This is a genomic window from Steroidobacter cummioxidans (genome assembly GCF_003104955.1).
Map to the genome: position 1 here is coordinate 29,540 of NZ_LSRW01000006.1, position 16,222 is coordinate 45,761.

Annotated in this window: 14 protein-coding genes; 11 read left to right on the top strand and 3 right to left on the bottom strand. The window is 61.8% G+C overall.

Features of this window, described 5'->3' with window-relative positions; translation table 11 throughout:
• The first annotated feature begins 94 nt into the window (after positions 1–94).
• The 7 genes from D0550_RS04550 to D0550_RS04580 all read left to right on the top strand — a co-directional run bounded on the left by D0550_RS04550 (position 95) and on the right by D0550_RS04580 (position 8,860).
• Entirely contained in the window at positions 95–1,474 is a 1,380-nt protein-coding gene (locus tag D0550_RS04550; RefSeq protein ID WP_116807928.1) for a sodium:solute symporter family protein, read from the top strand.
• Between the two features lie 73 nt (positions 1,475–1,547).
• A complete protein-coding gene (gene speB, locus D0550_RS04555; protein ID WP_414717264.1) occupies positions 1,548–2,609 on the top strand; it encodes an agmatinase in 1,062 nt (353 codons plus the stop codon).
• Between the two features lie 88 nt (positions 2,610–2,697).
• The gene (locus tag D0550_RS04560; protein WP_206606091.1) at positions 2,698–4,014 is read left to right on the top strand and encodes a c-type cytochrome; all 1,317 of its coding nucleotides are present in this window, start codon (positions 2,698–2,700) and stop codon (positions 4,012–4,014) included.
• A gap of 34 nt (positions 4,015–4,048) precedes the next feature.
• Complete coding sequence (locus D0550_RS04565; RefSeq protein ID WP_116807930.1) at positions 4,049–5,668, top strand: 5-guanidino-2-oxopentanoate decarboxylase; 1,620 nt, start codon at positions 4,049–4,051, stop codon at positions 5,666–5,668.
• A 3-nt stretch (positions 5,669–5,671) separates the two neighbouring features.
• On the top strand, positions 5,672–7,123 hold the full coding sequence (locus D0550_RS04570) for an aldehyde dehydrogenase family protein (protein ID WP_206606092.1): 1,452 nt from the start codon (positions 5,672–5,674) through the stop codon (positions 7,121–7,123).
• 160 nt (positions 7,124–7,283) lie between these two features.
• Entirely contained in the window at positions 7,284–8,195 is a 912-nt protein-coding gene (locus D0550_RS04575) for an Lrp/AsnC family transcriptional regulator (RefSeq protein WP_116807931.1), read from the top strand.
• 203 nt (positions 8,196–8,398) lie between these two features.
• Positions 8,399–8,860 carry a hypothetical protein gene (locus D0550_RS04580; RefSeq protein ID WP_116807932.1) on the top strand — a complete coding sequence of 154 codons (462 nt, stop codon included), beginning with the start codon at positions 8,399–8,401 and terminating at the stop codon, positions 8,858–8,860.
• Positions 8,861–8,877: 17 nt separating this feature from the next.
• Here D0550_RS04580 and D0550_RS36775 read toward each other — a convergent pair whose 3' ends face one another.
• On the bottom strand, positions 8,878–9,270 hold the full coding sequence (locus D0550_RS36775) for a GFA family protein (protein ID WP_116807933.1): 393 nt from the start codon (positions 9,268–9,270) through the stop codon (positions 8,878–8,880).
• A 194-nt stretch (positions 9,271–9,464) separates the two neighbouring features.
• Here D0550_RS36775 and D0550_RS04590 point away from each other — a divergent pair, with 194 nt between their 5' ends.
• Both D0550_RS04590 and D0550_RS04595 read left to right on the top strand, forming a co-directional pair.
• Positions 9,465–11,234 (top strand): ArnT family glycosyltransferase, encoded by a 1,770-nt coding sequence (locus D0550_RS04590; protein ID WP_161965632.1) that lies wholly within the window; start codon positions 9,465–9,467, stop codon positions 11,232–11,234.
• A gap of 104 nt (positions 11,235–11,338) precedes the next feature.
• A complete protein-coding gene (locus D0550_RS04595) occupies positions 11,339–11,824 on the top strand; it encodes a hypothetical protein (protein ID WP_116807935.1) in 486 nt (161 codons plus the stop codon).
• Positions 11,825–11,831: 7 nt separating this feature from the next.
• On the opposite strand, the gene D0550_RS04600 is transcribed toward D0550_RS04595, so the two are convergent.
• Positions 11,832–12,461 (bottom strand): hypothetical protein, encoded by a 630-nt coding sequence (locus tag D0550_RS04600; protein WP_116807936.1) that lies wholly within the window; start codon positions 12,459–12,461, stop codon positions 11,832–11,834.
• 15 nt (positions 12,462–12,476) lie between these two features.
• On the bottom strand, positions 12,477–13,184 hold the full coding sequence (locus D0550_RS04605) for a hypothetical protein (protein WP_153067031.1): 708 nt from the start codon (positions 13,182–13,184) through the stop codon (positions 12,477–12,479).
• A gap of 205 nt (positions 13,185–13,389) precedes the next feature.
• Between D0550_RS04605 and D0550_RS04610 the strand changes: the two genes are divergently transcribed.
• Both D0550_RS04610 and D0550_RS04615 read left to right on the top strand, forming a co-directional pair.
• On the top strand, positions 13,390–14,088 hold the full coding sequence (locus tag D0550_RS04610; RefSeq protein WP_116807938.1) for an alpha/beta fold hydrolase: 699 nt from the start codon (positions 13,390–13,392) through the stop codon (positions 14,086–14,088).
• Positions 14,089–14,155: 67 nt separating this feature from the next.
• On the top strand, positions 14,156–16,222 hold the full coding sequence (locus D0550_RS04615; protein ID WP_116807939.1) for a hypothetical protein: 2,067 nt from the start codon (positions 14,156–14,158) through the stop codon (positions 16,220–16,222).

Here is a 16,222-nt window from a genome sequence, read left to right on the forward strand (position 1 = left end):
TGGGGCAGAAAACCCGGCTCAAGTTGACCTGGCAACGGCTCGATCCTTTCGACACATTCGATAAAGCGACACTCAAGGCAGTGGGGATTCGGTAATGGCGCTGGACGTATTGGTCTTCATTCTTTATGCGCTCGGCATGCTGCTGCTCGGCTGGGTCGGCCTGCGGCGCTCGAAAACGCAGGAAGACTTTCTGGTCGCGGGCCGCAATCTCGGGCCCGGCATGTACATGGGCACGATGGCCGCGACAGTGCTGGGTGGCGCGTCGACGATCGGCACGGTGCGCTTGGGCTATGTGTACGGCATCTCGGGTGTGTGGCTGTGCGCGACCATCGGTCTGGGAATCATCTTTCTGAATCTGTTCCTCGCGCGCCCGCTGGTGAATATGAAGATCTTCACCGTCACGCAGGTACTCGAGCGGCGCTATAACCCGATGACGCGCCAGGTCAGCGCCGCAATCATGTTTGTTTACGCATTGATGATCGGCGTGGTCTCCACGCTCGGCATCAGCACTGTGATGCAGGTGTTCTTCGAGCTGCCCTTCTGGAGCGCCGTGCTGCTCAGTGGCGGCCTGGTCGTGGCCTACTCCACGATCGGCGGCATGTGGGCGCTGACGCTCACGGACATCGTGCAATTCATCATCAAGACCATCGGCCTGATGTTGTTGCTGCTGCCGATCTGCATTAGCAAGGTCGGCGGCTGGGATCAGCTGGTGGCGCAACTGCCGGCCAGCTCATTCAGCTTCGCCACGCTGGGCACCGAGAAGATCATCACTTACTTCCTGATCTATACGTTCGGCGTGCTCATCGGTCAGGACATCTGGCAGCGCGTGTTCACTGCGCGCTCGCCCTCCGTCGCAAAGTACGCCGGCACCGCGGCGGGCATTTACTGCGTGATCTATGGACTCGCGGCGGCGCTGATCGGCATGTGCGCGAAGCTGCTCCTGCCGGAGCTGCAAGATCCGAACAACGCGTTCGCGTCCATCATTCAAGTCGCGCTGCCGGACGGCATTCGCAGCCTGGTAATCACAGCCGCGATGGCAGCGATGATGTCCACGGCGAGCGCCGGCCTGCTCGCTGCATCGAGCACGCTGACCGAAGATTTGTTGCCCAAACTGCGCGGCGGCAAGGAATCGACTCTGAGCCTGAATCGTGTGTGCACGCTCGCCAGCGGCATTGCCGTGCTCGGCATCGCATTGGTGGTGGACGATGTTCTGAGCGCGCTCACGCTCGCCTATAACATTCTGGTCGGCGGCATGTTGATTCCGCTGATCGGCGCGATTTACTGGAAGCGCGCCACCGCGGCAGGCGCCACCGCGAGCATGGTGCTCGGTGCCGCGACCGCAGCCCTGTTCATGTTCAAAGATGGCATCGACGCCAACACTCCGATCTTCTACAGCCTGATCGTCGGCCTGCTCAGCTACACCGTCGTAAGCCTGATGTCCCGCCAGTCCCCGATCGCTGTGAGATCCACCTGAGCATCTCATCACCAGCATCACATCGTATCGACACGCCGCTTGCACGGAGCGCAACGCGAGTTTCACTTGAGGTATCCAGATGGACCGCGACGAACTGCAACGATTGCGCGCCAAGTATTCCGGCGACAACGACAAGACGACTTACGACCCGCGGTTTCGCCGCGTCGTAGATCAGATCTTCAGCAACGACGGCACGCGCGATGCGCCCTACGCTGGCGTGCCCACATTCATGTCCGCGCAATACATGCCGGACATCAGCGATAGCGAGCTGCGCAAGTTGCAAGTCGCCGCGGTCGGCGTTCCCATGGACCTCGGCGTCAGCAATCGCAATGGCGCCCGTTTCGGACCGCGCGCGCTGCGCACGATCGAACGCATCGGACCCTACAATCACATTCTCGATTGCACGCCGCTGAGCGAAATGCGCGTCGCCGACATCGGCGACGTGCCCTTCCGCAGCCGCTTCTCGCTCGAAGGTTGTCACGAGGACATCGAGCAATTCTTCCGCCGTATCGTTGGCGCGGGCGTCGCGCCGCTTGCGGTTGGCGGCGATCATTCCGTGACTCATCCCATCCTGCGTGCTGTCGGCGCGCAAGAGCCCGTCGGCCTGATCCATATCGACGCACATTGCGACACCGGCGGCGAGTACGACGGCACCAAGTTTCATCATGGCGGCCCGTTCCGGAATGCCGTGCTGGATGGTGTCCTCGACCCGAAGCGCACGATTCAGATCGGCATCCGCGGCGCCTCCGAGTATCTGTGGGAGTTCTCCAAGGATGCGGGCATGACCGTAATCCACATCGAGGAATTCAATCGCATCGGCTGCGACGCAGTCATCGCCAAGGCGCGCGAAGTGGTCGGCGAGGGCCCGGTTTACGTCACCTTCGACGTCGATGGCTTGGATCCAACGTTTGCTCCGGGTACCGGCACTCCGGAGATCGGCGGACTCTCGACGCGCGAGGCATTGCATCTGCTGCGCGGACTCAAGGGACTGAATGTCGTCGGTGGTGACGTCGTCGAGGTTGCTCCTCAATACGACGCCACGACCAACACCGCGCAGGCGGGCGCGCAGATGTTGTTCGAGATCCTGAGCCTGATGGTGTTCAGCCCTTCGATCGGGCGACGCGCAGTGCCGTAGACCACTTCGGGCGCGTCATCGTCGACGCGCCCGTCGGCAAGCGCAGCCAACCAATAAACAGTGCGAGCTCTGGGGGAGCGAGGCAATCGTGAATCGGACCGTAGCATCGAATCATCAAGCGCCGCGGCATGGACGAGCATCGGTCGCAGCTGTGCTGTCGATTTTGGCGCTGGCACCCAGCGTCATCTCACATGCCAGCAACTCTGCCCGGCCGGCACCGAGCTCCACTGAAGAGCTACCTGCAGCGGCGCAAGGCAATCTCGAGCGCGGCGAATGGCTCGCAATCGCGGGCAACTGCGAGACCTGTCATACCGCTCCAGGCGGCAAGCCCTTTGCCGGCGGCCTCGCGTTCGACACTCCTTTCGGCAAGGTTTACTCGACCAACATCACGCCGGATGAGCAGACCGGCATTGGCCGATGGACCCGCGAAGATTTCGCCCGCTCGCTGCGACATGGAGAGCGGCCGAATGGCGAACATCTGTATCCGGTATTCCCATATACCGCGTTCACCAAGATCACGGACGCCGATGCGAATGAGCTGTACGCGTATCTGAAAAACGTAGCGGCGGTGAACTACACGCCGCCGGACAACGAGATGTCCTTTCCTTTCAACCAGCGCTGGCTGCTGGGCGCGTGGAAGGCGCTGTTCTTCGATGCAGGCGCTTTCGAGCCGGATCTCGAACGCCCGGCGGAATGGAATCGCGGCGCGTATCTGGTGGACGCGCTCGCGCACTGCTCAGCCTGCCACTCGCCACGCAATTTCATGGGTGCCGAGAGCAAGAAGCACGCGCTGACTGGCGGCACCTACACCGACAAGATCCCGGGCGGCGAGTTGCGCAAGTGGTCGACCCCGAATATCACTTCCGCGAGCAACGGCGTGGGCGCCTGGTCGGTGGATGAGCTCACCGCGTATCTCGCCACTGGTCAGAACTCCTTCCTGACCACCTTTGGCCCGATGAACGAAGTCATTCTCAACAGCACGCGGCGCTTGCCTGAAGCCGATGTGCGAGCGATGGCCGTGTATCTGAAAGACTCGCCGGCAAACGAAGGCAAGCTGCAGGGCCCGCCGGGGGCCGCCGAATTGAAGACCGGTCGCATCCTCTACAACGTTTACTGCGGCACCTGTCATCTGCCCACCGGACTGGGCGGCGAAGATATCGGCTCGCGGCTTGCTGGCGGCAGCCTGGTCGTGCAGGCGAGCGATCCGGCAGCGCTGATCAACGTCATTCTGTATGGCCCGGAGCTGCCGGTCCCGCATCTGCCGTCGAAGCGCTCCAAGGTGATGGACGCCTTTGGCGACCAGTTGAGCGATGAGGACGTGGCACTCATCGCAAGTTATATCCGCAGTTCCTGGAACAACAAGGGCGGTCGCGTCACGCCCGCGCAGGTTGCCGAGCAGCGATGAGACTCGCTAGCCCAGCAATCCCGGAGACGAATCAATGCTGACTTGTGGAGAGCTGCTGGTACAGCTGCTCGAGAGTTATGGGGTCGAGGTCGTCTTCGGAATACCTGGCGTACATACAGTTGAGTTGTACCGCGGATTGCCGGCCACGCGGATTCGCCACATCACACCGCGCCACGAACAAGGCGCGGGCTTCATGGCAGATGGATACGCACGCGCCAGCGGCAAGCCCGGCGTATGTTTCATCATCACCGGCCCGGGCATGACCAACATCATGACGGCCATGGGCCAGGCCTACGCCGACTCGATTCCCATGCTGGTGATTTCGAGCGTCAACCGCGTAGCGGAGCTGGGCATGGGCGGCGGCCGGTTGCACGAGCTGCCCTCGCAGCGACAAGTGATCGCGGGTGCTTCCGCATTCAGCCATACATTGATGCGACCGGATGAGTTGCCGGCCGTGCTGTCGCGTGCGTTCGCGATATTTGCCAGCGGGCGGCCGCGACCGGTGCACATCGAGATTCCCATCGATGTCATCACCGCCAACGCCGAGCACGTCAATCGCAAGCTGGGCGCACCGCCGAGCCGACCCGCGCCCTGCCCCGACGCGATCGCTCGGGCGGCGAAGATGTTGAAAACAGCCAAGCGGCCAGTGGTGTTGCTCGGCGGCGGCAGCTGCGATGCCAGCGCCGAAGCAACGGCTCTGGTTGAGGCGCTCGATGCGCCAGTGGCGAATACCATCAACGCCAAGGGAGTGCTGCCGAAAAATCATCCTCTCAGCGTCGGCTCGAACCAGAGCCTGGTCCCCGTGCGAGAGCTGGTGTTGGACGCCGACGTTGTGCTGGCTATCGGCACTGAGCTCGGCGAGACGGACTACGACGTGGTCTTCGACGGTCAGTTTCGCATCGGCGGCGCGTTGATACGAGTAGACATCGACCCCGCCCAGCTGCACAGCAACTTCATCGCCGACCTCGCCATTCTGAGCGACGCCAAGCTGGCCATTCGCTCGTTACTGCAACATCTCGGCGCACCAAAATCGATCGGCGCCGACAGCCCAGGCTCGACGCGAGCCGCAAAGGTGCGTCGCGAACTCGCACAGCAGTGGCCAGAAACATGGCGCGGGCAGCGCCGAACCCTCGAGACGGTGCAAGAGGTGCTGCCGAATGTCCTCATCGCAGGCGACTCGACTCAGCCTGTTTACTCGGGCAATCATCTCTACGAGCCCACGCAGCCGCGCTCCTGGTTCAATTCCTCCACCGGTTACGGCACGCTCGGCTACGGCTTGCCTGCTGCGATCGGCGCAAAGCTCGCTGCGCCGACGCGACCAGTGGTCGCGCTCATCGGAGACGGCGGTCTGCAATTCACGTTCGCCGAGCTCGCCTCTGCCGTGGAGGCCGAAGCGGGTATCGTCGTATTGCTGTGGAACAATCACGGCTATGGCGAGATCAAGCGCTACATGGATCGCCGCGACATCCCGCAGATCGGCGTCGACATCTTCACGCCGGACTTTCTCGCAGCCTCGCGCGCGCTGGGCTGTGACGCCGAGCGCGCCACCAGTTTCGAACATCTCTCTGAACTGCTCCAACGAGGCGCGCGCGCCAAGAAACCGCTCGTGATCGAGCTGATGGAGTCGGCAGACTTCATGAACACGGAAAATTAGACCGTGAGCAACAAGCACACATTGAACAAACATTTCATCGGCGGTGAGTGGGTCGTATCGGCCAATGCCGTCACGATGCCCATCATCAATCCGGCGACGGCTGAGTCCATTGGCACGCTGGCTTTGGGAAATGCAGCAGACGTCGACAACGCCGTTCGGGCAGCACGTAAGGCTTTCGCAAGCTGGAGCAAAACTTCCGGAAGGGAACGCGCGAACTATCTGCGCGCGATTGCCCAACAGATCCGAGACAAGGCCGAATCGCTGGGCCAGCTGTCGTCGCTCAACAACGGCAAACCGCTGAGCGAGTCGAGCATGGACATGGGCGACGCCGCTGCCACCTATGAGTACTACGCGACGCTCGCCGAACAATTGGACTCTCGCCAGGGCACATCGGTGCCGCTGCAGGCGGATCAATTCTCCTCCACGACGTATCTCGAGCCTGCGGGTGTGGTCGGTTTGATCGTGCCGTGGAATTTTCCATTCGTAACTACTGCATGGAAGGTCGCGCCTGCTCTCGCAGCGGGCTGCACGGTCGTATTGAAGCCTTCCGAGGTCACGCCGCTCGTGGAATTCGAGCTGGCAACCATCGCTCAAACCATCGGGTTGCCGCCTGGCGTGCTCAACATCGTCGGCGGCGATGGCGCTGGTGTGGGAGCTGCGCTCGTCGATCATCCCGACGTTGCGAAGATTTCGTTCACTGGCAGCAATCGCGTCGGTGAGCGGGTGATGCAAGCGGCCGCTCGACGTATGGCCAACGTGTCGCTCGAGCTCGGCGGCAAATCTCCCATTCTGGTGTTCGAAGACGCCGATCCGCAGCAGGCTGCAGAGCTGATCGCCGGCGGTATATTTTTCAATTGCGGGCAGATGTGCTCGGCCACATCGCGCCTGTTAGTGCACCGTGATGTCGCACCAGCCGTGCTCGAACGCCTCAAGGCAGTCGCCGAGGCCACGATCGTTGGAGACGCCTTCGCAGAGGGCGTGACCATGGGACCGTTGACGAGCGCCAACCAGCTGCAGACTGTGTGCGGTTACATTGAACGAGGCATCGCAGAGGGCTTGCAGCTGCTCACCGGTGGCGCGCGCTTGTCCCGGCCCGGTTACTTCGTCGAACCCACGATTTTCCTCGACGTTCCTTCGAGCAGCGCGCTGTGGCGCGAAGAAATCTTCGGGCCCGTGCTGTGCGTGCGCACGTTTGCAACGGAGCAGGAAGCGCTGGAGCTGGCGAACGACACCGATTTCGGGCTCGCTGCGACCATTGTCACTGCCGACGCGGAACGCGCACGACGCGTCGCTCGGGCATTGCAGGCCGGACACATCTGGATCAATGGCCCGCAGGCAGTCTTTCCCGAGACCTCATGGGGAGGCTTCAAGCGCAGCGGTCTGGGACGCGAGCTTGGACCGTGGGGACTGCAGGCATTCCTCGAGGTCAAGCAAGTCACGCAACCCGTGCAGTAAGGCGCCCTTCCTTGCCCATCCCCGTCGCGCGGCCGCCGAGCTGATTCGGCACGGCCGCCGCCCTCGGCCAACATTCGACACGAAGCCGTCGTGATCGCATAAACTGCGCGCGCCCAGCAACTTCGCGAACGCTGATCACGCGGCAGCTCCGATTGTCTGTATGGATCAACTCACAAAAAAGATAATCCTCATTCTGCGGCGGCACGGACGCAGCTCGTTTTCGGACATCGCCCGCGAGCTCGACATTACCCGCGAACAGGTGGCGAGCCGCGTCAACCCGCTGTTCCAGTCCGGCCAATTGCGTGTCATCGCCGCTCCGCACCCGCGTGTGCTCGGACTGACCGTGAGCGCACATATCTCCATCAAGGTGAGCGGCTCCATTCAGCCCATCGTCAAAGCACTGGAGGGCATGGACTCACTGGTGTTCATCTCGGTCGCCGCCGGTGCCTTCCAGGTGATCGCAGAGACCGGTTTGCCAAGCATGACCGAGCTGCGCCAGCAGATCTCGACGATCCGCGCGATCAAGGGCGTCACCGACGTTCAGGTGCTGGTGTACGAACGATTGCTCAGCAGCTTTTTCCTGGGCGAGGAGCCGGAGTCGTTCAACTATAACTTCGACGAGTACGACATCAGCATCATCACCATCCTCCAACAGGATGGGCGGGCGAGCTATGCGGACATCGCGGAGCGGGTCGGGCTGTCATTGAGCGGCTGTCGCATCCGTGTGCAACGACTGCTGGAATCCGGCGTGATGCAGATCGGCGCGATCAAGCAGCGTTCGGACATGACCGACGACCTGCTGTTTGGCATCGGCATCAACGCGCACGGCGATCTGCAAGATGTTACAAAACTGCTGCGTGCAGAAATGGGGCTCGAGTTCATGGCGCGCACCGTAGGACGCTACGACATCATCGCCACCCTCAGCTTCAATTCGTTGCGCGATTTCAACAAGCTCATTTCGCGGCTGCTGGAGTTGCCGACCGTGACCTACTCCGAGCAGTGGCTGCATGTTCAGCTGGTGCGCGAGCGCTATGACCGGCCGCTGGAGCATTTGAAAGTTACCCGGGTGTAACTGCCACCGCGCCGGCGCTGTCCCGACCTTGCAATAAGTTAGTAGCGGCCTTGATTTTTTGCAATTATGGGATCCACTGATCTCATGCTCAACTGATATTGCATTTTAAGCCCTCGTTATCGAACATACCGGAACAGGGCGCGGCGCGACTCTTCGCTCGCAGCGCCAGGCACACCGCTAGCAGTGTTGGGAGTTTCAGCCAGGTGTTTTCAGTCTCCACCGGACAGCTCGGCATCCGGGCTGCGCGCACCAGCCAGTCGGCTCGAGTATTGGCAACGTTGCAATCGGATCTGCTGCAGCATGCACGCGGACCGATGACGGTCGGCAAAATCCGCGTCGGCCGTCAGGTCCATCGACTGACCTGGCGCGATGGCCGCGATCTGCGGTTCATCTTCGACCTGGATGCTGGCGCAGTGACTATCTCGGGCCTGATCAACACCACCGCTGCAAGGATGGACCAGCGCGGCGTGCGGCAGTTGTTACGACCGTATCTCACACCGAGCCCCGAGCGAGAGGTGCTCGATCCCCGCAAGGGAGAATTGCGGGCGTTCGTGCAGCACGGCTCTTTGTCGTTATCTATTACGGTGTTCGACGACGCGTTCGAGTACTGCACGAGTACGCTGCTGCGAATTGCCGATCGCGTGATCGAGTCGCAGGCCCAGTGACGTTGCGTTAGCTCGACCTATTCCTCAAAGCGACTCGTGCTGTCACGATCGCGGTCATAGCGCCTCGTGAGAGGAAACGGCGGCAACCAGGACTCGCGCCGGAGGGTCCAAAGCTCATATGTCGGCTGCAGCTGGTCAGGGGCATCCAGCGATCCCAAGTTCAGTTCGATTTCATCTGCGCTGCGCGAGAAAACGGACGAGCCGCAGTGGGGACAGAAAAACCGCCCGGCGTAGTCGCGTGTTTCGCCCTCGATCGTCACCGCATCCTGAGGAAACACTGCGGAGGCATGAAACAGGGCGCCGTGATACTTGCGGCAATCCAGACAATGACACAGACCGACCCGGTACGGTCGTCCTAATGCCACGATTCGAACGTTGCCGCACAGACAACCGCCGGTAAAGCGCTCCATGGTGCGTCTCCTCTAAAATATTACTCAGCCGTCGGCACGCATTGTCCGCTCATCCCAGGCAATCATCATCTCCCGCCAAAGCGCGCCTGCAGCATTCAGCACGAAGAAATATTTACGACTACCCTGCGAGGCCGGAAAGCGAGACTATCGCGCGTCCGCCAGATAACAACGATGGCCGCCAAGGGGAAACACGCGTGAGCATCACTGCGCTGTGGTCGACGAAGGGCGCCTCCGAAAGCACCCGTGCACATTGGCGCGTGCTGGTCGCGCTACTGCCGCTTGTGCCGCTGTGGTACTTCGGAATGTTTGGTCGGGAAATCTGGACGCCCGACGAGCCGCGCGAGTTCAACATTGCATACAACATGCTGGTCACCGGCGACGTCGTGCTGCCACGCCTGGCAGGCGAGCCATTTCTCGAGAAGCCACCCCTCGCCTACTGGGCGGGATCTGCAAGCATGGCGGCGATGGGCCCCTCCGCACCTGTCGCGCGAGTTCCCAATCTAATTTGGGCTCTGCTCGCAACGCTCTGCGTCGCCGTGCTGGCCGCGGATTTCGTGCCGAAAGAGAGACGAGGCCAGGCCGCAATTCTGGCGGCGCTGAGCTTTAACAGCATGTCGCTGATAGCGCAGACACAGATCTGGCTGGCGACGGATGCTCCTCTGCTCGCGTTCACCGCCGCGGCCTTGCTGAGTCTCTGGCGACTCATGCAAGCGTCTTCCCCCTCGCTGCAATTCGCCTGGGCCATTGCGTTCGGCACCAGTCTGGCCGGTGCATTTCTGTCGAAGAACGGCGTCGGGCTGCTGGTGCCGGGAGCGACGCTGCTCGTCTGGCTTGCCTGGGAACGCCGCCTCGGCGCGCTCCTGCGATGGCCAGTGCTCGTGGCCGCAGGATGGTTCTGCCTTTGCGTCGGCCCGTGGCTGATAGCGCTGCTGCGCTCACCCGAGGGATCGACGCATCTAAGTACGCTGCTCTGGGACAATCTGGTCGCTCGCTTCCTGCCGGTCGAGTCCAACTCGGACTATGACCTCGGCCATCGCAGCTCTCACTGGGAATTCCTGCTGTCGTTACCTGTTTACGTCCTGCCGTGGACGGTTGCATGGTGGGCCGCTGGGCGCTGGGGCGTGCGAACGCTGCGATCGCAGTCCTCACCCACGTTGCGAAGTGCGACCCGCTTCTGTCTCGCCGCCACTGTACCGGCCTGCATCGTGTTTCTGCTGTCGCGCACGGCGCGTGGCGTTTACTTCGGTCCGGCCTTGATCGGCGGAGCGTTGCTGGTCGCGGCCTGGCTGACGATTCCCAGCGAACAACTCACGTCGGCCGAGCAGACGATGCATCGGTGGACCCGGCGCACTCTGTACGCCCTGGCAATCCTGCTAGCGGGGCTTTCATTGGTCTTGCTGGCGTTCGCGGGCCTGGGCACCACTGCGGTTCTGCTGTTGATCGTAGCTGCCCTTTGCATCATCGCGGCGAGCAACGCGATCCGGCAGTTACTGGATCCTCTACAACGCTCCATCGCCGGCGCGGCGAGTGCATTCATCCTCGCGCTCGTGTGCCTCGAAGCGGTTGCGTTTCCGGTGTTCGATCGCAGCCAGGACCTGGGCAGGCTGCTGAGCCAGGCCGCGCCCCAACTGCCAGCTGCAGCCCTGTATTGCGGCGATGAAACGACGCGCGCGGTACTCGATACTCGCACTGGGCTGCGCTTGCCTGGCGTGTGCGGCGCGGATTCGGCGCGCGCGCTGCTCGCACGTGAGCCGAATCAGAAATTCCTGGTACTGCTAAAACGACCGTCCACGAAAATTCGACTGCGAGAACTGTTCCCCGCCACTGGGCACGGCACCGAGCCACAGCGCCCGCCAAGCGGCCCGAATGCCGCCGCGCTGAGCCAACTGGGATTGCAACCGCTTGCGCAGTGGACCTTGCCCGGAGGGCGCGCTTACGCACTGTACGGCGCGAAACAAGAATGAGCCTGACTGCAAATGAATCAGCACTCGCTCTCGCTGAGGACTTTCGCGCACGAGACGTTTAGAGTAAGCGCACAGAGAACTACAACGTCGCCGAGAGCACGGAAATGGCGGGGACCAAGAAGTCGAAAGTGGCAGCTGCCGGGGTGTGCAGCGTGAGCCTGTTGCTCACCTCATCGATGTGGGCGAACGATGCGCCTTGTGCGCCGACCGAGGCCAGCGCCGAGAGCGCGAGCATTTGCGTCTATAACGTCGGCAAGAAGCCTGCGTTTAGCACACTCAAGGTGGTCGTGAATGGGGCCATGCAAGGCAAGCTCGTGAACAAGCGGCCCTGGGTGATGGTCAACGTCCGTCCCGGCATCAATCTCGTAGGCATCGACATCGGCAATGCGCCGCACGCGCGGCGCAGGGTCGAGGCCCTCGCCGGGCAGGTGACGTACTTGCGCTACGCATCTACAGCCACCGCCAAAGCCGGTTTCTTCGACGTGACGCGCGAAGCGCAAACGCTGCTAGAAGAGGTGACAGCAGCCGATGCCCTCACCGATTTCGATCAGTTGCCTGGCAAACCGCGGTCCAAGCGCGGCCGGACGTGAGGATGCGCTAGCTCTTCTCCCAGCGCGATCCTTTCAGGGTCACGATCAGCGTTCCTGCATCCACGTAGTTCACCAGCTGCTTGGAGTCGGTCCCCGAGATCCAGTAACCCGTCGCGATATATGTTGTCTGTGCTCCCATCGAACTGCGCGACTCACCGCGTCCGAGCGACGCAGGATCGGGATACAGCACCAGGTAACGCTCGTCGGCATTCTCTTGATTGACGAACACATCCATGGACAACGAGTCGCCGCGGCTCTTGATGTCGGTGCTGCCGAGACTGCGACGCTGCATTTTTGTGGCGTCGAGCACATCCACGCGCGGCGCCAACACCGTTCCGCCAAGCAGGCTGCGGATGTTCACCACGTAAGGCTCCACAAACGGCGGCAGCTCGACCAGAACGGCAGGCAGACTGATGCCCTCGCTGGTGACCAGGCACTCGCTTTTCTTACCGAGGACGAACTTGCCTTTCTTCTTCTTGACGTGTTCTTCGAGCGCTACCGCCTTGAGGTCGGCGTTGCTTGCCGCGCATACGCGCGGCTCTTCCTTTTTCCCCGCGGCATGCGCGGCATTGCTCGCCAGGCACGCTGCTATCGCGAGTGTAATCGCGCGAATGAGGGGCCGTTCCAATGCAGCCATGTCGTGCCCCCAGGTCTACTTGAACTGTTTGGCCAGTTCGCTGGTTGCCGCCCGCACCGCCTGCTGAATTCCTGCGGTCACCCGCTGCGGATCCGCCTGCATCGCGTCGCGATCCTTGAAGCGGTATTCGTCCGACGGCTGTACGACGATCGCCTTGGTACCGGCTATCGCATTGTAGTGCACCTGATCCTGGAACAGCGTCGCACGGTCACTGACGCGCACCAGCTTCGCGGTCATGTGCACAGTCGGGACATAATCAGTGGTCGCACCGGCCGACATGTACCCGAAGTACGTGAGGAACACGTCGAGGCAAGCATCCGCGTCTGGCGTCGCCGGACAGGTGCTCAGGAATTTGGCCTGCTCTTTGGCAGGCCGCTCGCCAGAAACGGAACCCAGCGGCATCGAGACTTCGGAGAATGCCAGGGACAGTGAGTCCTGGATGTCTTTGCGATAGTCGTAATTGGACTGGGCGAAGATTTCCTGCAGTTCCTTGCTGGCGGCCGCTGCGCGACTCTCTTCGATGGCCGCACCGATCAAACCGAAGTTGCCGCCGACCGAGGCAAGAATGCGTACGGAAGGCGTCTTGGGAATGCCCATGGGCGCAAGGCTGACCGACTTAACGTTGCTGGCGGCCTTGTTGTAAGCCGTGGTCGGCAGGCTTTGACAGGCCGACAACCCCACTACACACGCCAATACGCTGAGAACACGAAGAACGCGAGCCATGCGTACACCTCCCGGTGCGATAACGGACAATCCGCTTATGCCTTGTTATGTCTGCCGCGCTTGTCTTCTAGGAATCGCGATCGGCGTCGGCACATATAGTCTCGCGCAGGTTGTGCAAAATTTGCAAGATAGCAACCCTCGATCATCCCGGACCTGATTGCCACCGGGATAGGGCGCTGGGTACCCTGATGCGCAAAGGAAACTCATGCCAGAACGCCCCCCGCTGTTATTGTTGCCCGGCCTGTTATGTGATCAGAGATTGTGGCGCGATCAAGCTCGTGATCTCGGCGACGTTGCCGAGACAAGCATCCCGGACCTCACCCTCGACGACAGTTTGAGTGCGATGGCCAGGCGCGTCCTCGACGCCGCCCCCCAGCGTTTCGCGTTGGCTGCGCTCTCGATGGGCGGTTATGTCGCGTTTGAAATCCTGCGTCAGCAGCCAGAGCGGGTGACGCGGCTTGCGCTGGTGGATACCAGCGCCGCGCTCGACTCGCCGCAACGAGTGACGCAACGACTCGCGGGCATCAAGTCGCTCAAGCACGGTCGCTTCTTCGGCGTCACGAGTCGCATGTTGCCGCAGCTGGTTCATGCCAAGCATGTGCACGGCCCGATCGGTGCAGAAGTGCAAGCCATGGCAAAGCGAGTCGGCGGCGACGCCTTCCTGCGTCAGCAGCATGCCATTCTGAATCGGCCCGACTCGCGCCCCTTGCTGGCGTCGATCAATGTTCCCACCCTGGTGGCTGTGGGCGACTCGGACATTCTCACGCCGCCGAGCGATGCCGAGGAAATGCACCGTCAGATCGCAGGCTCGACTTATTACGTGTTTGCTGCGTGCGGCCACCTGCCGCCGATGGAAGTACCCGAGGAGACGACACAGCTGCTGCGCCGCTGGCTGCTTGAATAAATTCCATAGCTGGCGACGGGTTGCCACCGTATAGCGTCGAGTCACGGGCCGGCGCATCATCGCCGGCATGACTCGCATCGCTGCACTCGTCGTCAGCCTGGTCAGTATCGTCGTGCTCGCCAGCTGCGCCACTGCGAAATCACCGCCGGCCGCGCCCCCGCACTTGCGTTTCCAAATCGACGAGGGGCGCAACATCAACAGCTTCCTGCGCGAAGGGGCCGTAGCTGCACACTTGTTGTTACGATCAGGCACGGATCCGCGCATCCTCGTCGCCTTCCCGGCCGGCAACAGCGGCGTCGGTCTCTGGTTCAACAAGAGCGATCGTCCGGTCGAGTGGACGCTCTCACAGTCGCCCACTGGGGTGAACGACAAAGACGCGCAAGGCAGACCGCTTCACGGCATCGAAGCGGAAGTCAGCGTCGATACGGGAACGCTCAACATCCACGAAGCGGTGCTGTCCTCAGTGCGAGTGCTGCGTGATTATCAGACGCTTGGCACAGTTCCGGATGGCATCGCGAGCGCCCCGAGCGTGACAGGCAATCGCATCGTCTGGGCACGATCCAGGCTCGATGGCGCGCCCGGGTATCGCCTGTCGATCGAAGCGCTCGACGGTGCACAAGTATCGAAGGAAGCCATTACCAGCGCCGACGGCAAGCTGCGCCTGAAGGTCGTCGCGTTGACCGGCGAGACGCCTCTCACGCCGATCGACAATACATCGCTACTAACCGCAACCGCCGCACGCGACGCACGCGCTCGCGATGTGCTCACCTTTCTGAGCTATCGCGAAAAATATCTGGCCGGCTCGTGGCGCTTCGATACGTACTTCGGCCGCGACACCATGATGTCACTGACCCTGCTCACGCCAGTCTTGCAGCACCTGGCCATCGAGAGTGGCATCGGATCGGTGCTCACTCGGCTCGCGCCGAATGGCGAAGTCGCACACGAAGAGGACATTGGGGAGTTCGCCGTGCTGCGCAACTCCAAAGAAGGCCGCGGAGCAGTCGATACGCCGATCTACGACTATGGAATGATCGATGACGACTTCATGCTCGCGCCGCTCACCGCCAGTTGGCTACTGGATAACGATGGCCGGTCCCGTGCAGCAAAATTCTTCGCGGAGAAGAACGCCGCGGGCCAACGACGAGGCGATGCGCTCGTCAAGAACTTGATCTGGATCGTGGAACGCACGGCTGCGTTCGCCTCCGATCCCAAACCAGCAAACCTCGTTGGCCTCAAAGAAGACCGCATGACGGGGCAATGGCGGGACAGCGAGGAAGGCCTCGGGCGCGGGCGTTACGCGTATGACGTGAATGCCGTCTTCGTCCCCGCGGCGCTCGAAGCCATCGATCGGCTCGTGAAAAGCGGCTTGATCGACGCCTATCTCTCGGACACCCAACGTCGCACGCTGCAAAAGGCTCGCGATCAACATGACGTATGGTCACGCAGGGCACCCCCGATGTTCGTCGTCACCGTTCCCGCGAAACAGGCGCAGGATCAGGTGGCCGCTTATGCCGTCGCCATCGGCGTAGATCCGAGAGAACCGCTAGCCACACTCGACAGTGGCCTGCGCGGCCAATCGCTGACGTTCAACGCACTGTCACTGGACGGGAACGGCAAGCCGATTCCCATCATGCATTCCGACGACGGGTTCGCCCTGTTGTTCACCCAGCCAACGCCCGCACAGCTGCAACGTTCGATCGACGCCATCATGCGTCCGTTCCCTGCGGGATTGATGACACCCGTCGGCTTGCTGGTCGCCAATCCGGCGTTTACCGATAGAGCAACGCAGTCTCGGTTCGGCAACGACGCTTATCACGGCACGGTGGTCTGGTCGTGGCAGCAAGCGGTACTTGCGGCGGGGCTCAGTCGTCAGCTCGCGCGAACCGACCTGTCCGCGGAACTTCGCTCGCGATTGCGGATAGCAAAGGCTCAGCTATGGAAGGCGATCGATGCAACCAACGCGCTGCGCTCGTCGGAGCTGTGGTCGTGGTCGTTTGCGAGTGGTCAGTATCGTCCCGAAGCGTTCGGACAGCACAACACGCATGCGGACGAATCGAACGCGGCTCAGCTGTGGAGCACGGTGTTTCTCTCGTTCCAGAACGGAGAATGGCGGGGCGCGCAGCCCGCTAAATGA

What these genes read in the sequence shown, in the direction of transcription:
- D0550_RS04575 (WP_116807931.1), top strand. Translation starts at nt 7,284, where the DNA reads ATGGATCAACTCACAAAAAAGATAATCCTCATTCTGCGGCGGCACGGA.
- D0550_RS04600 (WP_116807936.1), bottom strand. Translation starts at nt 12,461, where the DNA reads ATGGCTGCATTGGAACGGCCCCTCATTCGCGCGATTACACTCGCGATA.
- D0550_RS04615 (WP_116807939.1), top strand. Translation starts at nt 14,156, where the DNA reads ATGACTCGCATCGCTGCACTCGTCGTCAGCCTGGTCAGTATCGTCGTG.
- D0550_RS04605 (WP_153067031.1), bottom strand. Translation starts at nt 13,184, where the DNA reads ATGGCTCGCGTTCTTCGTGTTCTCAGCGTATTGGCGTGTGTAGTGGGG.
- D0550_RS36775 (WP_116807933.1), bottom strand. Translation starts at nt 9,270, where the DNA reads ATGGAGCGCTTTACCGGCGGTTGTCTGTGCGGCAACGTTCGAATCGTG.
- D0550_RS04565 (WP_116807930.1), top strand. Translation starts at nt 4,049, where the DNA reads ATGCTGACTTGTGGAGAGCTGCTGGTACAGCTGCTCGAGAGTTATGGG.
- D0550_RS04595 (WP_116807935.1), top strand. Translation starts at nt 11,339, where the DNA reads ATGGCGGGGACCAAGAAGTCGAAAGTGGCAGCTGCCGGGGTGTGCAGC.
- D0550_RS04550 (WP_116807928.1), top strand. Translation starts at nt 95, where the DNA reads ATGGCGCTGGACGTATTGGTCTTCATTCTTTATGCGCTCGGCATGCTG.
- D0550_RS04610 (WP_116807938.1), top strand. Translation starts at nt 13,390, where the DNA reads ATGCCAGAACGCCCCCCGCTGTTATTGTTGCCCGGCCTGTTATGTGAT.